This is a genomic window from Streptomyces xanthophaeus (assembly GCF_030440515.1).
Lineage (GTDB): Bacteria > Actinomycetota > Actinomycetes > Streptomycetales > Streptomycetaceae > Streptomyces > Streptomyces kutzneri.
Genome location: NZ_CP076543.1, coordinates 2,562,472 through 2,580,782, shown reverse-complemented (window position 1 = coordinate 2,580,782; position 18,311 = coordinate 2,562,472). Strand labels below are relative to the sequence as shown.

Genomic DNA, 18,311 nt, shown 5'->3' with positions numbered 1-18,311 from the left:
ATGGAAATGGAGCGCTGAATTCCATGTCTTGCGTCCGCAGGACATGGCCCGCAGGGGTTTCGCATACTTGGGGCATGGTCATCCGCGCGGTTCTCTGGGACATCGACGACACCCTCTTCGACTACACGGGGGCCGACGCCGCCGGGCTGGCGCGGCAGGTGGAGGCCGCGGGTCTGTCGGACCGGTACGGGACCCCCGCGCAGGCCCTCGCGCTGTGGCGGGAGATCACCGACCGGCACTGGGCGCGCTTCGCGGCCGGCGAGGGCACCTTCCAGGGGCAGCGGCAGGAGCGGGTGCGGGAGTTCCTGGAGGAGCCCGGGATGACCGCGGACGAGGCCGACGCCTGGTTCGACCAGTACGTGGAGCACTACAAGGCCGGCTGGACCGTCTTCCCCGACGTGGTGCCCGCCCTCGACGCCCTCGCGGCCGACTACCGGCACGGGGTGCTCTCCAACTCCTCCCTCGCCAACCAGGACCCGAAGCTGCGCGACCTCGGACTGCGCGACCGCTTCGAGGTGCTGGTCTGCGCCGTCGAACTCGGGATCAGCAAGCCCGAGGCGGGGGCCTTCCTGGCCGCGTGCGAGGCGCTCGGGCTGCCGCCCGGCGAGGTGGCGTACGTGGGGGACCAGCCGGAGATCGACGCGCGGGGAGCGCGTGACGCCGGATTGACGGCCGTCTGGATCGACCGCGACGGCGGCCGCGGCCCCGGGCCCGACGGCGCGCACCGCATCGAGGGCCTTGACCAGCTCCCTCAGCTGCTGGCACGGGATACCCGTTTTGGAGCACGGTCAGGCATCCGGTAATGTTCTTTCTGCGCCGCCGGAGCGGGCCGAGAGGCCGGACGGAGGCGCCACCCAAAGAAAAGCCCCCGCAAGGGGTTGACTTTTGGTGGGGTATAGTGTAATTGGCAACACGAGGGTTTCTGGTTCCCTTATTCTAGGTTCGAGTCCTGGTACCCCAGCGCAGTGCAGCAGTAACGCAGTGCTTTGCCCCCGTTGTGTAGCGGCCTAGCACGCCGCCCTCTCAAGGCGGTAGCGCCGGTTCGAATCCGGTCGGGGGTACAGATCCTTCCCGCGAGATCTCCTGGGTCGCACCCGGACGTCTCGAAGCAGGATCGCTAGGGCCCCCGTTGTGTAGCGGCCTAGCACGCCGCCCTCTCAAGGCGGTAGCGCCGGTTCGAATCCGGTCGGGGGTACTGTTGGTCTGGTCTAGACCACTTTGGGCTATAGTGTAATTGGCAACACGAGGGTTTCTGGTTCCCTTATTCTAGGTTCGAGTCCTGGTAGCCCAGCGCAGTAACAGCAGCACCAGCTAGCCCCCGTTGTGTAGCGGCCTAGCACGCCGCCCTCTCAAGGCGGTAGCGCCGGTTCGAATCCGGTCGGGGGTACGCATCGAAGAGGCCCTCCGCGTTCATCGCGGAGGGCCTCTTTCGTATGTGCCGGCGCGCAGACAAGTGCGGGTCCGAGGGCGCGTGTCAGGACGTGTGCGGCGTCGTACGCGCCCCCGGACCCGGGGGATGGGCGGGGGAAGAGGCCCTGTGGGCCGGAAAGCGGCTCAGCCGGAGCGGCGCAGGGCCTCCGTGAGTCGTGCGGCCGCGTCGATGACGGCCTGGGCGTGCATCCGGCCCGGGTGGCGGGTCAGCCGCTCGATCGGTCCGGAGACCGATACGGAGGCCACCACGCGGTTCGACGGCCCGCGCACCGGCGCCGACACGGAGGCCACACCGGGCTCCCGCTCGCCGATCGACTGCGCCCAGCCGCGACGCCGGACGCCCGAGAGCGCCGTCGCCGTGAAGCGCGCGCCCTGAAGACCGCGGTGGAGCCGCTCGGGCTCCTCCCATGCCATCAGGATCTGCGCGGCCGAACCGGCCTTCATCGGAAGCGTCGAGCCCACCGGGACGGTGTCCCGAAGGCCGGACAGCCGCTCCGCGGCCGCCACGCAGATGCGCATGTCTCCCTGACGGCGGTAGAGCTGCGCGCTCTCTCCCGTCACGTCACGGAGGTGGGTGAGTACCGGTCCCGCCGTGGCCAGCAGGCGGTCCTCGCCGGCCGCGGCGGCGAGCTCCGCCAGCCGCGGTCCGAGGATGAACCGGCCCTGCATGTCCCTCGCCACCATCCGGTGGTGTTCCAGTGCCACGGCAAGGCGATGTGCCGTGGGTCGTGCGAGCCCTGTCGCCGCGACCAGCCCGGCGAGGGTGGCCGGACCGGACTCCAGTGCGCTCAATACCAGAGCTGCCTTGTCGAGAACGCCGACGCCGCTAGAGTTGTCCATGAAACGATATTCGCGTCTCACACTGTGAAACGCAAGTTCAATTTTTCCAAGAACCAGCGAGTCTGTATGTGCGGGTCCACGAACCACTGGGTCCGAGCCGTCGTCCGGGACGTGGGGTACGGGCGGCACGGCGCACAAGATCTCTATGAAGCGCCGGCACAACCGGCCGGCCGGAGGGAAAGCGATGGGTAGGACACTCGCGGAGAAGGTCTGGGACGACCATGTCGTCCGGCGCGCCGAAGGCGAGCCCGACCTCCTCTTCATCGATCTGCACCTGCTGCACGAGGTGACCAGCCCGCAGGCCTTCGAAGGACTGCGTCAGGCCGGCCGCAAGGTCCGACGCCTCGACCTCACCATCGCGACCGAGGACCACAACACCCCCACCATCGACATCGACAAGCCGATCGCCGACCCGGTCTCCCGTGCCCAGCTGGAGACGCTGCGGGCGAACTGCGCCGAGTTCGGCGTGCGCCTGCACTCGCTGGGTGACGTCGAGCAGGGCGTCGTCCACGTCGTGGGACCGCAGCTGGGTCTGACCCAGCCCGGCACCACCGTGGTCTGCGGCGACTCGCACACCTCCACGCACGGCGCCTTCGGCGCGCTGGCCTTCGGCATCGGTACGAGCCAGGTCGAGCACGTGCTGGCCACCCAGACGCTGCCGCTGGCCCGCCCGAAGACGATGGCGATCACCGTCACCGGCGCCCTGCCCGAGGGCGTCACCGCGAAGGACCTGATCCTGGCGATCATCGCCAGGATCGGCACCGGCGGCGGCCAGGGCTACATCCTGGAGTACCGGGGCGAGGCCATCGAGAAGCTGTCGATGGAAGCCCGCATGACCATCTGCAACATGTCGATCGAGGCCGGTGCCCGTGCGGGCATGATCGCCCCTGATCAGACCACCTTCGACTACCTGCAGGGCCGTGACCACGCCCCCACGGACAAGGACTGGGACGCGGCGGTCGAGTACTGGAAGACCCTGCGCACGGACGACGACGCGGTCTTCGACGCGGAGGTCGTCATCGACGGCGCCGCGCTGTCCCCCTTCGTCACCTGGGGCACCAACCCGGGCCAGGGCGCGCCGCTGTCCGCCCACGTCCCCGACCCGGCTTCGTACGAGGACGCTTCGGAGCGCCTGGCCGCCGAAAAGGCCCTGGAGTACATGGGGTTGACCGCCGGACAGCCGCTGCGGGACATCAAGGTCGACACCGTCTTCGTAGGTTCCTGCACCAACGGCCGCATCGAGGACCTGCGCGCCGTCGCCGGCATCATCGAGGGCCGCAAAGTCGCCGACGGCGTACGGATGCTGGTCGTCCCGGGCTCGGTCCGGGTCGCCCTGCAGGCCGTGGAAGAGGGTCTGGACAAGGTCTTCAAGGAGGCCGGCGCCGAGTGGCGGCACGCGGGCTGTTCGATGTGTCTGGGCATGAACCCCGACCAACTGGCTCCCGGTGAACGCTCCGCGTCCACCTCCAACCGCAACTTCGAGGGCCGGCAGGGCAAGGGCGGGCGCACCCACCTGGTCTCCCCGCAGGTGGCCGCCGCCACCGCGGTGCTGGGCCATCTGGCCTCGCCCGCCGACCTGTCCGCCGCCGACGCGACCGCCGGAGTCTGAACCATGGAAGCCTTCACCACCCACACCGGCCGGGCCGTCCCGCTGCGCCGCAGCAACGTCGACACCGACCAGATCATCCCGGCCCACTGGCTGAAGAAGATCACCCGCGACGGGTTCGAGGACGGGCTCTTCGAGGCCTGGCGCAAGGACCCGGAGTTCGTCACGAACCGCCCGGAGCGCGCCGGCGCGACCGTCCTGGTCGCCGGCCCCGACTTCGGTACGGGTTCCTCGCGCGAACACGCCGTCTGGGCCCTGCAGAACTTCGGCTTCAAGACGGTCATCTCCTCCCGCTTCGCCGACATCTTCCGCGGGAACTCGCTGAAGAACGGCCTGCTGACCGTCGTCCTCCCGCAGGAGACCGTCGAGCAGCTGTGGAAGCTGACGGAGGCCGACCCGGCCGCCGAGATCACGGTCGACCTGGTCGACCGCCAGGTGCGAGCGGAAGGCGTCGTCGCGGAGTTCGAACTCGACGACAACGCCCGCTGGCGTCTGCTGGAGGGCCTGGACGACATCTCGCTCACCCTTCAGAACGAAGCGGACATCGCCACGTACGAAAGCGCCCGACCCACCTTCAAGCCGCGCACGATTCAGGCCTGATTCCTGCCTGATCAGCGCTTATTCACCTTCGGGTGATCACATCGACAACACTGTGCCCCCCGCCCTCCGGCGGGGGGCACAGCCGTTTGTTGAGGCCCCGTGAGGCGACAACTCGCCCCAGATGGCACAATCTGTGCATGGAACGCGACAGTCAACTCGAGCTCTACGAACTCGTCGCGGACCGGTTGAAAGAAGCACACACACGGGTGCGCTCACTGCAAGTCCCGGAGGGCGTAAGGATGGCGCTGTCCCGGAAGCTGTTGGTCGTCACGGCCGCGGCGAAGCATGATCTCGCCGATGCGGCAAGGCGCCTGGACAGGTTGATGAAGGACCTCGACGAGGGTCGATTCCCTGAAGGCGACTGATGCGAAGGAACTCCGTAACGGCCTACAGCGTTGCGGCACTAGGGTGATTAGCCCGTTTCGTGTTTGATTTGCGGTATATATCCGCCTAACGTGCGAAATAAGCTTGAACACATTCGTTCTGGCGAAGTCTCCGAAGGGGAAGACGTGAACAAGGCGCAGCTCGTAGAAGCGATTGCCGACAAGCTGGGCGGCCGCCAGCAGGCCGCGGACGCTGTCGACGCGGTACTGGACGCGATCGTCCGCGCTACCGTCGCGGGCGACCGGGTCTCGGTCACGGGCTTCGGCTCGTTCGAGAAGGTCGACCGTCCGGCCCGTTACGCCCGCAACCCGCAGACGGGTGAGCGCGTCCGGGTCAAGAAGACCTCTGTGCCCCGCTTCCGTGCCGGCCAGGGCTTCAAAGACCTGGTCAGCGGCACCAAGAAGCTCCCCAAGGGCGGCGAGGTCTCCGTGAAGAAGGCGCCCAAGGGCAGCCTTACGGGTGGTGCCTCCGCGACGGTCAAGAAGGCCGTGGCGAAGAAGGCCACCACCGCCAAGAAGGCCGCGGCAAAGACCACGGTCGCAAAGAAGGTCGTGGCCAAGAAGGCCACGGCGACCGCCAAGAAGGCGGCGGTGAAGAGCACCGCCACGGCCAAGAAGGCCACCGCGGCCGCGAAGAAGACCACCACCGCGGCCAAGAAGACCACGGCCGCCGCGAAGAAGACCACCGCCGCGGCGAAGAAGACCGCGCCGGCGGCCAAGAAGGTCACCGCAGCGACGAAGGCGCCCGCCAAGAAGACGGCGACGCGCAAGGCCACCGCGAAGAAGACCACCGCCCGCAAGAAGTAGGGGCACGCGTCACACAGGCCGGGCCGGCTTTCCCCGTGCGGGGGAGCCGGCCCGCGGTGCGTCCGGCGCGCCGGCGAGCCCCGCGCGGGGGCCGCGGCGGCCGTGTGTCAGAACGTCTGCAGCGTCACCAGGGTGATCCGCAGGCTCGCGCCCGCGCCGTCCGTCTCGATCCGCACCCGCTGCCCGGGCCGCAGCAGCCGCAGGCCGCCCGCGTCGAAGGCCGGGGCCTCGAAGGGCACCGGAGTGCCGTCGTCCAGCAGCACACTGCCGCTGCGGGTCTCGGAGTCGTACGTGTACGCGGTCGCCTGCATACGGGCACTGTATCGGGCGGTGTGGCGCCCCACGCCGAGGGTGAGCGCGGTGCGCAGATCGGCCGCCGTGTCCACGTCCCGGCGCACGCTGTCGACGCCGGACAGGGCGATTTCCACCGCTCCCGAGGCCGAATGTCTGGCCCGTGACGGCCCGCCGAAGGAGGGGGCCAATTCCACGTCCGGCGCGGCGGAAAGCAAGGTCGTCCCGATTCCGGCCGCATCCGCCAGAAATGCCCGCGGAAATACCGAAGCGTTTTCGAGCACGCGTTGCAATTCCGGGGCCCGGAGCGCCGGCAGATCGGCGTTCAGTGCGGCCACCGCGGCGCCCGGCCGACCCGACCGCACCGCCCGTGCCCCGTGGTCCAGGGCCGCGTTGAGCCCGGCCGCCGGGGCGTCCGGGACGATCCGCGCCCCGAGCCGCGCCAGTTCCGCACCGGCCGCGGCGTCGTCCGTGACGACCACCACATCCGCGACCGCCGCGCAGGCCAGGGCCCCCGCGACGGTGTCCTGGGCGAAGGCCAGGGCAAGGCCGGGACGGGAGGCGCCCACGGCCCGCGCGAGACGGCTCTTCGCCACCGCCAGGGGCTTCAGCGGGACCACCAGACTCCAGACGGCGTTCGTGACGGACCCCTTCCCTCCGGTGCGCTCCGGCACATCCTTCGGCCATGGTCAGGTCACGGCCGGGTCATGTGTCGGCCCATTGTCGCCTCCGCCCGGGCAACCCGGGAGTCCGGCGGGGTGAGCGGGGCGTACGGTGTTCTCGACAGAGACCGGGCGTGGGGTGACACTTGTCCGGCCGACGAGGTGCCCAAGCCGCGCACCGGTCCTAGAGGAAGGTGTCCGAGTGTCCCGCCGCAGAATCGGCTTCTGGTACCGCCTGGCGGCGGTCATCGCAAAACCGCCGCTGGTAGTGCTCTTCAAGCGGGACTGGCGGGGAATGGAGCACATTCCGGCCGAGGGCGGCTTTATCACCGCCGTCAATCACAACTCGTATCTGGACCCGCTCTCCTACGCGCACTTCCAGTACAACACCGGCCGGGTGCCCCGATTGCTCGCCAAGGCCGCCCTCTTCAAGGTCCCTATTGTCGGGTCGATCCTGCACGGCAGCGGACAGATCCCCGTCTACCGGGAGTCCACCAACGCCCTGGACGCATTCCGGGCCGCCGTGGACGCCATCGAGCGGGGCGAATGCGTGGCCTTTTACCCGGAGGGCACCCTCACCCGCGACCCCGACATGTGGCCCATGGCCGGCAAGACCGGCGCCGCCCGCGTGGCGCTGATCACCAGGGCGCCCGTCATCCCCGTGGCCCAGTGGGGCGCGAACCTCGCGATGCCGCCCTACGCCAGGGAGAACAAGGTCCGGCTCTTCCCGCGCAAGACCCTCCAGGTGCTCGCCGGACCGCCGGTGGACCTCTCCGGCTTCTACGACCGGGAACCCACCCCGGAGGTCCTCCGGGAGGTCACCGAGGTCATCATGGCGGCCATCACCGCGCTGCTGGAGGAGGTGCGCGGCGAGACCGCGCCCGAGCAGCCGTACGACCATCGCAACGCCAGGGCGGAACAGCGGCGCAAGGCCGCAGGGGAGGGCAACAAGTGACACGTCCCGTGAAGGCGACCGTCTTCGGAACAGGCTCCTGGGGCACGGCCTTCGCCATCGTCCTCGCCGACGCCGGCTGCGAGGTGACGCTGTGGGGCCGCCGCCAGGAGGTGGTCGACGCCATCAACACCGGCCGGACCAACCCGGACTACTTCCCCGGCGTCGAACTCCCCGCGAACCTCCGGGCCACCACCGACCCGGCCGAGGCCGCGGCCGGCGCGGACTTCACCGTCCTCGCCGTCCCGTCCCAGACCCTGCGGGAGAACCTCGCCGCGTGGGCGCCCCTGCTGGCCCCCGAGACCGTGCTCGTCTCCCTGATGAAGGGCATCGAACTCGGCACCGCCAAGCGGATGAGCGAGGTCATCGAGGAGGTGGCCAAGGTCCCCGCCGAGCGCATCGCCGTGGTCACCGGCCCCAACCTGGCCGCGGAGATCGCCGCCCGCCAGCCCGCCGCCTCGGTCGTCGCCTGCGTGGACGAGAGCGTGGCCCAGCGCCTCCAGGCCGCCTGCCACACCCCGTACTTCCGCCCGTACACCAGCACCGACGTCACCGGCTGCGAGCTCGGCGGCGCCGTCAAGAACGTCATCGGCCTCGCCGTCGGCATCGCGGACGGCATGGGCCTGGGCGACAACACCAAGGGCTCGCTCATCACCCGAGGACTCGCCGAAGCGACCCGCCTCGGTGTGGCGATGGGCGCCGACCCGCTCACCTTCTCCGGCCTCGCGGGCCTCGGCGACCTGGTCGCCACCTGCTCCTCGCCGCTCTCCCGGAACCACACCTTCGGCACCAACCTCGGCCGCGGGATGACCCTGGAGGAGACCATCGCGGTCACCAAGCAGACCGCCGAGGGAGTCAAGTCCTGCCAGTCCGTGGCGGATCTGGCCCGCCGCCACGGAGTGGACATGCCCATCACCGACACGGTGGTGGACATCGTCCACCACGGCAAGCCGACCCTGGTCGCGCTCAAGGACCTGATGGGCCGCAGCGCCAAACCGGAACGTCGCTGACTCCATTCCGCACGTCTGAGCGGGTACTCTCGTGGCGATATGAGCAGCGAGAACCTCCCCCAGACCCCTGAGCAGCAGGGCCGCAAGCCCCGCGTGGCCGTCGTGTTCGGCGGCCGCAGCTCGGAACACGCCATCTCGGTCGTCACGGCGGGCGCCGTGCTGCGCTCCATCGACCGCTCCAAGTACGAGGTGCTGCCCATCGGCATCACCACGGACGGCCGATGGGCGCTGACCGCCGACGAGCCCGAGCGGATGGCCATCGCCGACCGCAAGCTCCCGAGTGTCGAGGAGCTCGCCGACTCCGAGGACGGCGCCGTCGTGCTCTCGGTCGACCCCGCCAGCCGCCAGGTCGTCTACACCGAACCCGGCGCCGTCCCCAAGGCCCTGGGCGAGGTCGACGTCGTCTTCCCCGTCCTGCACGGCCCGTACGGCGAGGACGGCACCCTCCAGGGCCTCCTGGAGCTCTCCGGCATCCCGTACGTCGGCTCCGGCGTCCTCGCCTCGGCCGTCGGCCAGGACAAGGACTACATGAAGCGGGTGTTCACGTCCTTCGGGCTGCGCGTCGGCCCGTACGTGACCATCCGCCCCCGCGAGTGGGAGGCCGACCGGGACGCGGCCACGGGCAGGATCCTGGACTTCGCCGCCGAGCACGGCTGGCCGCTGTTCATCAAGCCCGCCCGGGCCGGCTCCTCCATCGGCATCACCAAGGTCGACGACGCATCCGGCCTGGACGCCGCGGTCAAGGAGGCCCGGCGCCACGACCCGAAGATCATCGTGGAGGCGCTGCTGCGCGGCCGCGAGATCGAGTGCGGGGTCCTGGAGTTCGAGGACGGGCCGCGCGCGAGCGTCCCCGCCGAGATCCCGCCGGTGTCCAGCCACGACTTCTACGACTTCGAGGCGAAGTACATCGACTCCGCCTCCGGGATCGTGCCCGCCCCGCTCACCCCGGAGCAGACCGCCGAGGTGCAGCGGCTCGCGATCGAGGCCTTCGAGGCCGCGTCCTGCGAGGGCCTCGTGCGCGCCGACTTCTTCCTCACCGAGGACGGCACCTTCGTCATCAACGAGATCAACACGATGCCGGGCTTCACGCCGATCTCCATGTACCCGCTGATGTGGCAGAAGACGGGCATCGAGTACCCGGAGCTGGTGGACAGCCTGATCCAGGCGGCCCTGCGCCGCTCCACCGGCCTGCGCTGACAGTCGTCCGAAAAGCCGACCGCCCGCCGACCGCCTTCGAAGGCGGTCGGCGGGCGGCGGTGTGCTCGGTACCCCGTGCGCGGTACGCGGAGCGCGGTGCTCAGTAGGAGGCGATGCCCTCGGGCACGGTCGCGGTGATGGCCGTGGACAGGCCGACCAGCATCCCCGCGTCCGTGGCATGCTCCTTGTCGACCCGGACCTCGGTGTAGGCCAGCCGCAGCCCGGTGGTGAACCGGAACCCCCCGCCGGAACCCTCGTCGAGCTTTTCCAGCAGCCAGGCCACTCCGTTCACATGGACGCCCTCCTGCTTCGGATCGAGCATCTTGGGGGGCTTGGGGATACCGCACCGCAGTACGATCGCCGAGCCGCCCCACGCGGCCGTCAGATCGGACTCCGGTTCGGTTCTGGTCCGCGCCAGGCCGGCCACCGTCTCCGGGAGCTCCTTGTGCAGTGCCGCACAGAGTCCCGCGACGGCAGCGGGCGGCGTGGGCGGTGGGTCCACCCGGGCTTCGGATCCGCCCGGGGAGCACGCCGCGGCGGCCAGGACGGCCATCGAGGCGGGCAGGGCGGACAGGGCGCGGACACGCAGGGGCCGGTGGTGGAGGGACATCACCGGCCAAGAGTAGACGGGGGCTACAGATGGACCACCGGGCAGGTCAAGGTGCGGGTGATCCCCTCCACCTGCTGGACCTTGGCCACGACCATGCGGCCGAGGTCGTCCACGGTGTCGGCCTGGGCGCGCACGATCACGTCGTACGGGCCCGTCACGTCTTCGGCCTGGATCACCCCCGGGATCTGGCCGATGGACTCGGCGACGAACGACGCCTTGCCCACTTCGGTCTGGATAAGGATGTACGCCTGTACCACGGAACCTCCAGGGCGGCCACGAGGATCATTTCCCCTAACCTTCGGGTGGGCCCCACACGATTGAACGGGCCGGGGGAAGAAGGGACGCCACGGTACCGCGTCGCCGTGCGCCGCGGGGAGACCCGCGGGCCCGGCGCCACGCACAGCGGGGCGTACGGAGAGCAGAAGTTGACGTATCTGTTGACGGTACCCAGAGCTGAGACGGCTCGCGACCGCAAGCGGACTGGGCAAGAAGGGGCACAGCGATGAAGGGCACTGTCGGCGAGCTGGGGGAGTTCGGGCTGATCAGGGAGCTCACCTCACGGCTCACCACCACCCCGGCGGTCCGGCTCGGGCCGGGCGACGACGCCGCGGTGGTGTCCGCCCCCGACCGGCGGGTCGTGGCGAGCACCGACATCCTGCTGGAGGGCCGGCACTTCCGGCGCGACTGGTCCACGGCCTACGACGTCGGCCGCAAGGCCGCCGCGCAGAACCTCGCCGACATCGCCGCCATGGGCGCGGTGCCGACCGCGCTGCTGCTCGGCCTCGTCGTCCCCGCCGAACTGCCGGTCACCTGGCCCACCGAGCTGATGGACGGGATCCGCGACGAGTGCCAGGTCGCCGGCGCGGCCGTGGTCGGCGGGGACGTCGTCCGCGGGGACGTCATCACCGTCGCCATCACCGCCCTCGGCGACCTGCGCAACCACGAGCCCGTCCTGCGCTCCGGCGCCCAGCCCGGCGACGTCGTCGCCGTCACCGGCTGGCTCGGCTGGTCCGCGGCCGGCTTCGCCGTGCTCTCGCGCGGCTTCCGCTCCCCGCGGGCCTTCGTCGAGGCGCACCGGCGCCCCGAGCCGCCGTACCACGCGGGCCCCGCCGCCGCCGGACTCGGCGCCACCGCCATGACCGACGTCAGCGACGGCCTGATCGCCGACCTCGGGCACATCGCCGACGCCAGCAAGGTACGGATCGACCTGCGCTCGGCCGCCGTCGACATCCCGACCCAGATGCACGACATCGGGCAGGCCGTCGGCGTGGACCCGCTGCAGTGGGTGCTCACCGGGGGAGAGGACCACGCGATCGTGGCGACCTTTCCGCCCGACGTGAAGCTCCCCGCCCGCTGGAAGGTGATCGGCGAGGTGCTCAACCGCTCCGCTCTGCCCCAGGTGACCGTCGACGGCGCGCCCTGGACCAGCACCGGCGGCTGGGACCACTTCGGGGCCGACCCGGCCGACCAGGACGGCGCGCCGTGAGCTCCGCCCCGCCGCTGTGCCTGACCGTCGCCGGATCCGACTCCGGCGGCGGCGCGGGCATCCAGGCCGACCTCAAGACCATGCTGGCGCTCGGGGTCCACGGCATGAGCGTGGTGACCGCCGTGACGGCGCAGAACTCGCTCGGGGTACGGGGAGTCTGGGAACTGCCCGCCGAGGCCGTCACGGCCCAGTACCGGGCCGTCGTGGACGACATCGGGGTCCAGGCGGTGAAGACCGGGATGCTCTCCTCCGCCGCCCTGGTGGAGACGGTGGCCGCGCTCCTGGCGGACACCCGGGCCCCGGCCGTCGTCGACCCCGTCGGGGTCTCCAAGCACGGGGACGCGCTGCTCGCCGCCTCCGCGCTGGACGCCGTGCGCAAGGAGCTGCTGCCGCGGGCCACGGTGGCCACCCCGAACCTGGACGAGGTGGCCCAGCTCACGGGTGTGGTGGTGGAGACCGAGGACGACATGCGGCGGGCCGCCGACGCGGTCCTCGGCCACGGGCCGCGGTGGGCGCTGATCAAGGGCGGACACCTCGCGGCGCACGGCGACGAGGCGGTGGACCTGCTCACCGACGGCACCGAGGAGCGGTGGCTGCGTGCCCCGCGTCACGACAACCGGCACACCCACGGCACCGGCTGCACCCTCGCCAGCGCGATCGCGGCGGGCCTGGCCAGGGGACTGACCGTCCCGGAGGCCGTCACGGCCGCCAAGGAGTACGTCACGGGCGCCATCGCCGCCGGCTTCGCGCTCGGCGGGGGCATCGGCCCGGTGGATCACGCCTGGCAGTGGCGCTGAACCCGCTGCGACAGCCCGGCCGGCCCTCCGGCCGGGCCCCCGGACAAGGCAAAAGGCCGGTTCACCAGAGGTGAACCGGCCTTTTTGGCAACCGGAAAGGGCTGCGCTACGACGGGAGGCGTCAGCGCGAGACCTTGCCGGCCTTGATGCACGAGGTGCAGGCGTTGAGGCGCTTCGGCGTCCCATTGACCACGGCACGGACGCGCTGGATGTTCGGGTTCCAGCGACGCGAGGTGCGGCGGTGCGAGTGGGAGATGTTGTTGCCGAAGCTCGGCCCCTTGGCGCAAACGTCGCAGTTGGCAGCCACAGGTCACTCCAAGACTTCAGATGCAATTACAGTGAAACCGGCGCACCGGATTCAGAGGTCTGAAGTGGTTTGCCGGGGGAATGGCCCGACTCTCGCCGGGCAACCGGAGCAGCATACAACGACTGCGTCCGTCCAAGAAAACTACCATGGCCGCCGCTGCCCCCGCCCCGCGGTCCCGACGCCCGGGCGGTCCTTCGTTACCCTGCGGTGAACCCTGGCCCGCACAAGGAGGAACGCCCGGTGCCGCACGAGTCGCAGCCGCAGCACCCTGACGAGCTCGACGCCGAAGCGGTGCGCACCTGGAGCTCCCTGGCCCTGGCCGCACTGGGCCGGGCCCGCGAGGACATCGACGCGATCAACGTCTACCCGGTCGCCGACGCGGACACCGGCACCAACCTCTACCTCACCGCCGAATCGGCCGACCGCGGCCTCGCCGAGGTCTTCCCCGAGGTGACCGACGGCACAGGGCGGACCTCCCTGGCCGAGGCCGTACGGGCCTGGGCGCACGGAGCCCTGGTCGGGGCCCGCGGGAACTCCGGGACGATCCTGGCGCAGCTGCTGCGCGGAGTGGCCGACGTACTCGGCGACGAGCCGGCCGAACCGGCCGAGCGCCGGCAGCAGGCCGGACAGAGCCCCGGCGGGCTGCTGGCCCGCGCGCTCACCCGGGCCGCGGAGGAGGCGTACGCGGCCGTCGCGCACCCGGTGGAGGGCACCATGCTCACCGTCGCCGGCGCCGCCGCCCGGGCCGGCGAGGCGGCCGGAGCCGCCGCCGGGACCGCGGCCGAGGTGGCCCGGGCCGCGTACGACGGGGCCCGGGCCGCCCTGGCCGAGACCCCCGGGCAGCTCGCCGCGCTGGGCCGGGCCGGAGTGGTCGACGCCGGGGGCTGCGGGCTGGTCGTCGTCTTCGGCGCCCTCTGGCAGGCACTGTCCGGCCAGGAGGCGGCCGCCGAACCCGTACGCGGCCGCGCGGTGCCCGTCCCCCAGTCGCCGGACCCCTGCGCGCAGGAGGAGGACGGGCCCGCGTACGAGGTGATCTACCTGCTGGAGGCCTCCGAGGCGGCCGTCGGCGAGCTGCGCGAACGTCTGGACGGACTCGGGGACTCACTGGTCGTGGTCGGCGGCGACGGACTGTGGAACGTCCACGTCCACGTCGACGACCCCGGCGCGGCCGTGGAGGCCGGAGTCGTGGCCGGACGGCCCTACCGGATACGGATCACCCACTTCGGGGACGAGCGCCGCCGGGCGCGGGGCGAGCGCGCCCAGCGGGCCGTGGTCGCCGTCGTCCCCGGCGAGGGACTGGCCGGGCTGTGCGGCGAGGCGGGAGCGACCACCGTGCTCGTACGCCCCGGGGAGCCGCCGGCCGTGGCCGAACTGCTCGACGCCGTCCGCCGCGCGCACGCCCGCGAGGTGGTGCTGCTGCCGGGCGGCGCCGAACTGCGCGCCGTCGCGGCCGCGGCGGCCGAGCAGGCCCGCGCCGAGGGCGTGCGGGTGGCCGTGATCCCCACCCGCTCCGCGGTCCAGGGCCTGGCCGCCCTCGCCGTGCACGACCCCGAGGGCAGCTTCGACGAGGACGTGGTCGCCATGACGGCGGCGGCCGGCGCCACCCGGTACGGGGAACTGGCCGTCGCCGAACGGCAGTCCTTCACCTCGGCCGGCATCTGCCAGGCCGGCGACGTGCTCGGCCTCATCGACGGGGACGTCGCGGTGATCGGCTCGGGCCTGGCCGAGACCGCCGAGGCCGTCCTGGACCGGATGCTGGGCTCCGGCGGCGAACTCGTCACCCTGGTCCTGGGACCCGACGTACCGGACGCCGTCGCCGAGCGCCTGGAGGCCTACGTCCAGCAGGGCCACCTCGCCGTGGACACCGTCACCTACCGGGGCGGCCGGTACTCGGCGCCGCTCCTGGTCGGGGTGGAATAGCGGGCTTGTCAGCGCCATGGTGTGCAATGGAACACGTGCCCGCGCTCGACGAAGACCTCAAGAAGACGCTCGGTCCCGCCACCGCCAAGGTGCTGGCCGAGCAGCTCGGCCTGCACACGGCCCTGGACCTGCTCCACCACTACCCGCGGCGGTACGCCGAGCGCGGTGAGCTGACCTCCCTGGCCGAGCTCGCCGACCAGATCGACGAGCACGTGACCGTCGTCGCGCAGGTCGCCGACGCCCGGATCCTGACCTTCAACGGGGGCCGCGGCAAGCGCCTGGAGGTGACCATCACCGACGGCAGCGGCCGCCTCCAGCTGGTCTTCTTCGGCGCCGGCGTCCACAAGCCGCACAAGGACCTGCTGCCCGGCAGCCGCGCGATGTTCGCCGGCAAGGTCTCCAAGTTCAACCACAAGCTCCAGCTCGCGCACCCGGCCTACGAGCCGCTCGGAGGCGACGCCTCCGACCGGGACGCCGCGGCCGCCTTCGCCGGTCAGCTCATCCCGATCTACCCGGCCTGCGCCAAGCTGGAGTCCTGGAAGATCGCCAAGTGCGTGGACGCGGTGCTGCCCAGCGCCCAGGACGCCGTGGACCCGCTGCCGCCCGCCCTGCGCGAGGGCCGCGGACTGGTCCCGCTCACCGAAGCACTGCTGAAGATCCACCGCCCGGGCACCAAGGCCGACATCGAGGACGCCCGCCAGCGCCTCAAGTGGGACGAGGCCTTCGTCCTCCAGGTCGCCCTGGCCCGCCGCCGGCACGCCGACTCCCAGCTCCCGGCCGTCCCGCGCCGCCCGGTCCCCGGCGGCCTGCTCGACTCCTTCGACGCGAAACTGCCCTTCACCCTCACCCAGGGCCAGCAGACCGTCTCGAAGGAGATCTTCGACGACCTGGCCACCGAACACCCCATGCACCGCCTCCTCCAGGGAGAGGTCGGATCGGGCAAGACGATGGTGGCGCTGCGGGCGATGCTCGCCGTCGTGGACAGCGGCGGGCAGGCGGCCATGCTCGCGCCCACCGAGGTGCTCGCCCAGCAGCACCACCGCTCCATCACCGAGATGATGGGCGAACTGGCCGAGGGAGGCATGCTCGGCGGCTCCGACCGGGGCACCAAGGTGGTGCTGCTCACCGGCTCCATGGGGATGCCCGCGCGCCGCCAGGCCCTGCTCGACCTGGTCACCGGCGAGGCCGGGATCGTGATCGGCACGCACGCGCTGATCGAGGACAAGGTGCAGTTCCACGACCTCGGGCTGGTCGTCGTCGACGAACAGCACCGCTTCGGGGTGGAGCAGCGCGACGCGCTGCGGTCCAAGGGGAAGCAGCCCCCGCACCTGCTGGTGATGACGGCGACCCCGATCCCGCGCACGGTCGCCATGACCGTCTTCGGCGACCTGGAGACCTCCGTCCTCGACCAGCTGCCCGCCGGGCGCTCCCCGATCGCGACGCACGTGGTGCCCTCGAAGGACAAGCCGCACTTCCTCGCGCGGGCCTGGGAACGGGTCCGCGAGGAGGTCGAGAAGGGGCACCAGGCGTACGTGGTCTGCCCCCGCATCGGCGACGGGGAGGACGAACCCAGGAAGACGTCCGCCGAGGACGACGGCGACAAGCGGCCGCCGCTCGCGGTCGTGGAGATCGCCGAGCAGCTCACGCGCGGACCGCTGGCCGGGCTGGCCGTCGAGGTGCTGCACGGCCGGATGGACCCGGCCGACAAGGACGACGTCATGCGCCGGTTCGCCGCCGGCGAGGTCAAGGTGCTCGTCGCCACCACCGTCATCGAGGTCGGGGTGAACGTCCCCAACTCCACCGTCATGGTGATCATGGACGCGGACCGGTTCGGCGTCTCCCAGCTCCACCAGCTGCGCGGCCGCGTCGGCCGGGGCTCCGCCCCCGGTCTGTGCCTGCTGGTGAGCGAGATGCACGAGGCCAGCCCCGCCCGGGCCCGGCTGGCCGCCGTCGCCGCCACCCTCGACGGCTTCGAACTCTCCCGGATCGACCTGGAACAGCGCCGCGAGGGCGATGTGCTCGGCCAGGCCCAGTCCGGAGTGCGCTCCTCGCTGCGCATGCTCGCCGTCATCGAGGACGAGGAGGTCATCGCCCAGGCCCGGGAGGAGGCCACCCGCGTCGTCGCCGAGGACCCGGCGCTGGACCACCTGCCGGGCCTGCGGACCGCGCTGGACGCGCTCCTCGACACCGAGCGCGAGCAGTACCTGGAGAAGGGCTGAGCGGCACGACCTATCGTTGGAGTGCCGCGGCAGCGCCGGGGCGTCCCCTACCGCCGTACCGAAGGACCCCAGATGACCCGCGTGATCGCCGGCAGCGCCGGCGGGCGACGGCTGGCCGTGCCCCCCGGCACCGGCACCCGTCCGACCTCGGACCGGATGCGCGAAGGCCTCTTCTCGACCTGGGAGTCGCTGCACGGCGTCGGAGGGGCCCGGGTGCTCGACCTGTACGGCGGCTCCGGTGCCGTCGGCCTGGAATCGCTCTCCCGCGGCGCCGCCCACACCCTGCTCGTCGAGGCCGACGCCAAGGCCGCCAAGGCGATCCGGGACAACATCCGGACGCTGGGCCTGCCCGGCGCGGAGTTCCGCGCGGGCAAGGCCGAGCAGATCGTGGCGGCCAGGGCCGCGGGGGACCCGTACGACATCGTCTTCCTGGATCCGCCGTACGCCGTGGACAGCGCGGAACTGCGGGAGATCCTCCTCACACTCCGGTCCAATGGCTGGATCACGGACGATGCGCTCGTCACCGTGGAGCGCAGCACCAGGAGCGGCGCCTTCCCGTGGCCCGAGGGCTTCGAGCCGCTCCGGTCGCGCAAGTACGGCGAGGGCACCCTTTGGTACGGCCGCGCCGCTTTCACCAGCGAAGACTCATGAACGAGGGAGTTCAGTTGCGCCGCGCCGTCTGTCCGGGGTCCTTCGATCCCATCACCAACGGACACCTCGACATCATCGGACGCGCCTCCAGGCTCTACGACGTCGTGCACGTCGCCGTGATGATCAACCAGTCGAAGCAGGGCCTGTTCACCGTCGAGGAGCGGATCGAGCTGATCCGCGAGGCCACGGCCGACTACGGCAACATCCAGGTCGAGGCCTTCCACGGACTGCTCGTCGACTTCTGCAAGCAGCGGGACATCCCGGCCATCGTCAAGGGCCTGCGCGCGGTCAGCGACTTCGACTACGAGCTCCAGATGGCCCAGATGAACATGGGCCTGTCGGGCGTCGAGACGCTGTTCGTCCCGACCAACCCCACCTACAGCTTCCTGTCCTCCTCGCTGGTCAAGGAGGTCGCGGCCTGGGGCGGCGACGTCGCCCACCTGCTGCCGGCGCACGTCCACGCGGCGCTCCTGGAGCGGCTGCGCAACCGCTGACCGACTGACAGGGCGTCAGGCGGTGTCGGGGGTCGGCCCGGTGGCCTT

The 18,311-nt window shown here is 71.3% G+C and carries 18 protein-coding genes, 5 tRNA genes and 1 pseudogene; 19 read left to right on the top strand and 5 right to left on the bottom strand.

What is annotated here, in order from left to right; translation table 11 throughout:
* The first annotated feature begins 74 nt into the window (after positions 1-74).
* The 6 genes from KO717_RS10900 (at position 75) to KO717_RS10875 (ending at position 1,387) form a co-directional block, all read left to right on the top strand.
* On the top strand, positions 75-803 hold the full coding sequence (locus KO717_RS10900; protein WP_301366292.1) for an HAD family hydrolase: 729 nt from the start codon (positions 75-77) through the stop codon (positions 801-803).
* An 86-nt stretch (positions 804-889) separates the two neighbouring features.
* A tRNA-Gln gene (locus tag KO717_RS10895) sits at positions 890-961 on the top strand.
* Between the two features lie 27 nt (positions 962-988).
* Positions 989-1,061 (top strand) — tRNA-Glu (locus tag KO717_RS10890).
* Positions 1,062-1,122: 61 nt separating this feature from the next.
* Positions 1,123-1,195, top strand: a tRNA-Glu gene (locus KO717_RS10885).
* 24 nt (positions 1,196-1,219) lie between these two features.
* Positions 1,220-1,291, top strand: a tRNA-Gln gene (locus tag KO717_RS10880).
* Between the two features lie 23 nt (positions 1,292-1,314).
* Positions 1,315-1,387 (top strand) — tRNA-Glu (locus KO717_RS10875).
* Positions 1,388-1,554: 167 nt separating this feature from the next.
* Here KO717_RS10875 and ndgR read toward each other — a convergent pair.
* Complete coding sequence (ndgR, locus tag KO717_RS10870) at positions 1,555-2,271, bottom strand: IclR family transcriptional regulator NdgR (RefSeq protein ID WP_007266782.1); 717 nt, start codon at positions 2,269-2,271, stop codon at positions 1,555-1,557.
* A 184-nt stretch (positions 2,272-2,455) separates the two neighbouring features.
* Here ndgR and leuC point away from each other — a divergent pair, with 184 nt between their 5' ends.
* From leuC to KO717_RS10850, 4 genes are all read left to right on the top strand, one after another.
* Positions 2,456-3,880: a 3-isopropylmalate dehydratase large subunit gene (leuC, locus tag KO717_RS10865; protein ID WP_301366291.1), complete on the top strand. Its 1,425-nt coding sequence runs from the start codon at positions 2,456-2,458 to the stop codon at positions 3,878-3,880.
* Between the two features lie 3 nt (positions 3,881-3,883).
* On the top strand, positions 3,884-4,477 hold the full coding sequence (gene leuD / locus KO717_RS10860) for a 3-isopropylmalate dehydratase small subunit (protein WP_301366290.1): 594 nt from the start codon (positions 3,884-3,886) through the stop codon (positions 4,475-4,477).
* 137 nt (positions 4,478-4,614) lie between these two features.
* Positions 4,615-4,842 carry a hypothetical protein gene (locus KO717_RS10855; RefSeq protein WP_030009267.1) on the top strand — a complete coding sequence of 76 codons (228 nt, stop codon included), beginning with the start codon at positions 4,615-4,617 and terminating at the stop codon, positions 4,840-4,842.
* A gap of 144 nt (positions 4,843-4,986) precedes the next feature.
* Positions 4,987-5,667 carry an HU family DNA-binding protein gene (locus tag KO717_RS10850; protein ID WP_301366289.1) on the top strand — a complete coding sequence of 227 codons (681 nt, stop codon included), beginning with the start codon at positions 4,987-4,989 and terminating at the stop codon, positions 5,665-5,667.
* 314 nt (positions 5,668-5,981) lie between these two features.
* Here the strand turns inward: KO717_RS10850 and cofC are convergent.
* Positions 5,982-6,632, bottom strand: a pseudogene (gene cofC, locus KO717_RS10845) (2-phospho-L-lactate guanylyltransferase); the annotation flags it as partial.
* 190 nt (positions 6,633-6,822) lie between these two features.
* Between cofC and KO717_RS10840 the strand changes: the two are divergent.
* From KO717_RS10840 to KO717_RS10830, 3 genes are read left to right on the top strand one after another with little or no spacing between them, the layout of a single operon-like run.
* A complete protein-coding gene (locus KO717_RS10840) occupies positions 6,823-7,575 on the top strand; it encodes a lysophospholipid acyltransferase family protein (RefSeq protein WP_301366287.1) in 753 nt (250 codons plus the stop codon).
* Positions 7,572-8,582: an NAD(P)H-dependent glycerol-3-phosphate dehydrogenase gene (locus tag KO717_RS10835; RefSeq protein WP_301366286.1), complete on the top strand. Its 1,011-nt coding sequence runs from the start codon at positions 7,572-7,574 to the stop codon at positions 8,580-8,582. The genes KO717_RS10840 and KO717_RS10835 overlap by 4 nt, the downstream gene beginning before the upstream one ends.
* A gap of 39 nt (positions 8,583-8,621) precedes the next feature.
* A complete protein-coding gene (locus KO717_RS10830; protein ID WP_301366285.1) occupies positions 8,622-9,779 on the top strand; it encodes a D-alanine--D-alanine ligase family protein in 1,158 nt (385 codons plus the stop codon).
* A gap of 100 nt (positions 9,780-9,879) precedes the next feature.
* Here the strand turns inward: KO717_RS10830 and KO717_RS10825 are convergent, their stop codons facing one another.
* Complete coding sequence (locus KO717_RS10825; protein ID WP_301366284.1) at positions 9,880-10,389, bottom strand: DUF3515 domain-containing protein; 510 nt, start codon at positions 10,387-10,389, stop codon at positions 9,880-9,882.
* A gap of 23 nt (positions 10,390-10,412) precedes the next feature.
* Entirely contained in the window at positions 10,413-10,646 is a 234-nt protein-coding gene (locus tag KO717_RS10820; protein WP_030011290.1) for an Lrp/AsnC family transcriptional regulator, read from the bottom strand.
* A 245-nt stretch (positions 10,647-10,891) separates the two neighbouring features.
* On the opposite strand from KO717_RS10820, the gene KO717_RS10815 reads away from it, so the two are divergent.
* Positions 10,892-11,875 (top strand): thiamine-phosphate kinase, encoded by a 984-nt coding sequence (locus tag KO717_RS10815; RefSeq protein WP_301366283.1) that lies wholly within the window; start codon positions 10,892-10,894, stop codon positions 11,873-11,875.
* Positions 11,872-12,672: a bifunctional hydroxymethylpyrimidine kinase/phosphomethylpyrimidine kinase gene (gene thiD / locus KO717_RS10810; RefSeq protein WP_301366282.1), complete on the top strand. Its 801-nt coding sequence runs from the start codon at positions 11,872-11,874 to the stop codon at positions 12,670-12,672. The genes KO717_RS10815 and thiD overlap by 4 nt, the downstream gene beginning before the upstream one ends.
* Before the next feature lie 121 nt (positions 12,673-12,793).
* Here the strand turns inward: thiD and rpmB are convergent, their stop codons facing one another.
* A complete protein-coding gene (gene rpmB / locus KO717_RS10805) occupies positions 12,794-12,979 on the bottom strand; it encodes a 50S ribosomal protein L28 (RefSeq protein WP_007266795.1) in 186 nt (61 codons plus the stop codon).
* 207 nt (positions 12,980-13,186) lie between these two features.
* On the opposite strand from rpmB, the gene KO717_RS10800 reads away from it, so the two are divergent.
* From KO717_RS10800 to coaD, 4 genes are all read left to right on the top strand, one after another.
* Positions 13,187-14,899, top strand: coding sequence for a DAK2 domain-containing protein (locus tag KO717_RS10800; protein ID WP_437184491.1), 1,713 nt, complete (start codon positions 13,187-13,189; stop codon positions 14,897-14,899).
* 26 nt (positions 14,900-14,925) lie between these two features.
* Complete coding sequence (gene recG, locus KO717_RS10795) at positions 14,926-17,118, top strand: ATP-dependent DNA helicase RecG (RefSeq protein ID WP_301366280.1); 2,193 nt, start codon at positions 14,926-14,928, stop codon at positions 17,116-17,118.
* 72 nt (positions 17,119-17,190) lie between these two features.
* On the top strand, positions 17,191-17,769 hold the full coding sequence (rsmD, locus tag KO717_RS10790; protein ID WP_301366279.1) for a 16S rRNA (guanine(966)-N(2))-methyltransferase RsmD: 579 nt from the start codon (positions 17,191-17,193) through the stop codon (positions 17,767-17,769).
* A gap of 14 nt (positions 17,770-17,783) precedes the next feature.
* The gene (gene coaD, locus KO717_RS10785) at positions 17,784-18,263 is read left to right on the top strand and encodes a pantetheine-phosphate adenylyltransferase (RefSeq protein ID WP_301374460.1); all 480 of its coding nucleotides are present in this window, start codon (positions 17,784-17,786) and stop codon (positions 18,261-18,263) included.
* The last annotated feature ends 48 nt before the right edge of the window (positions 18,264-18,311 follow it).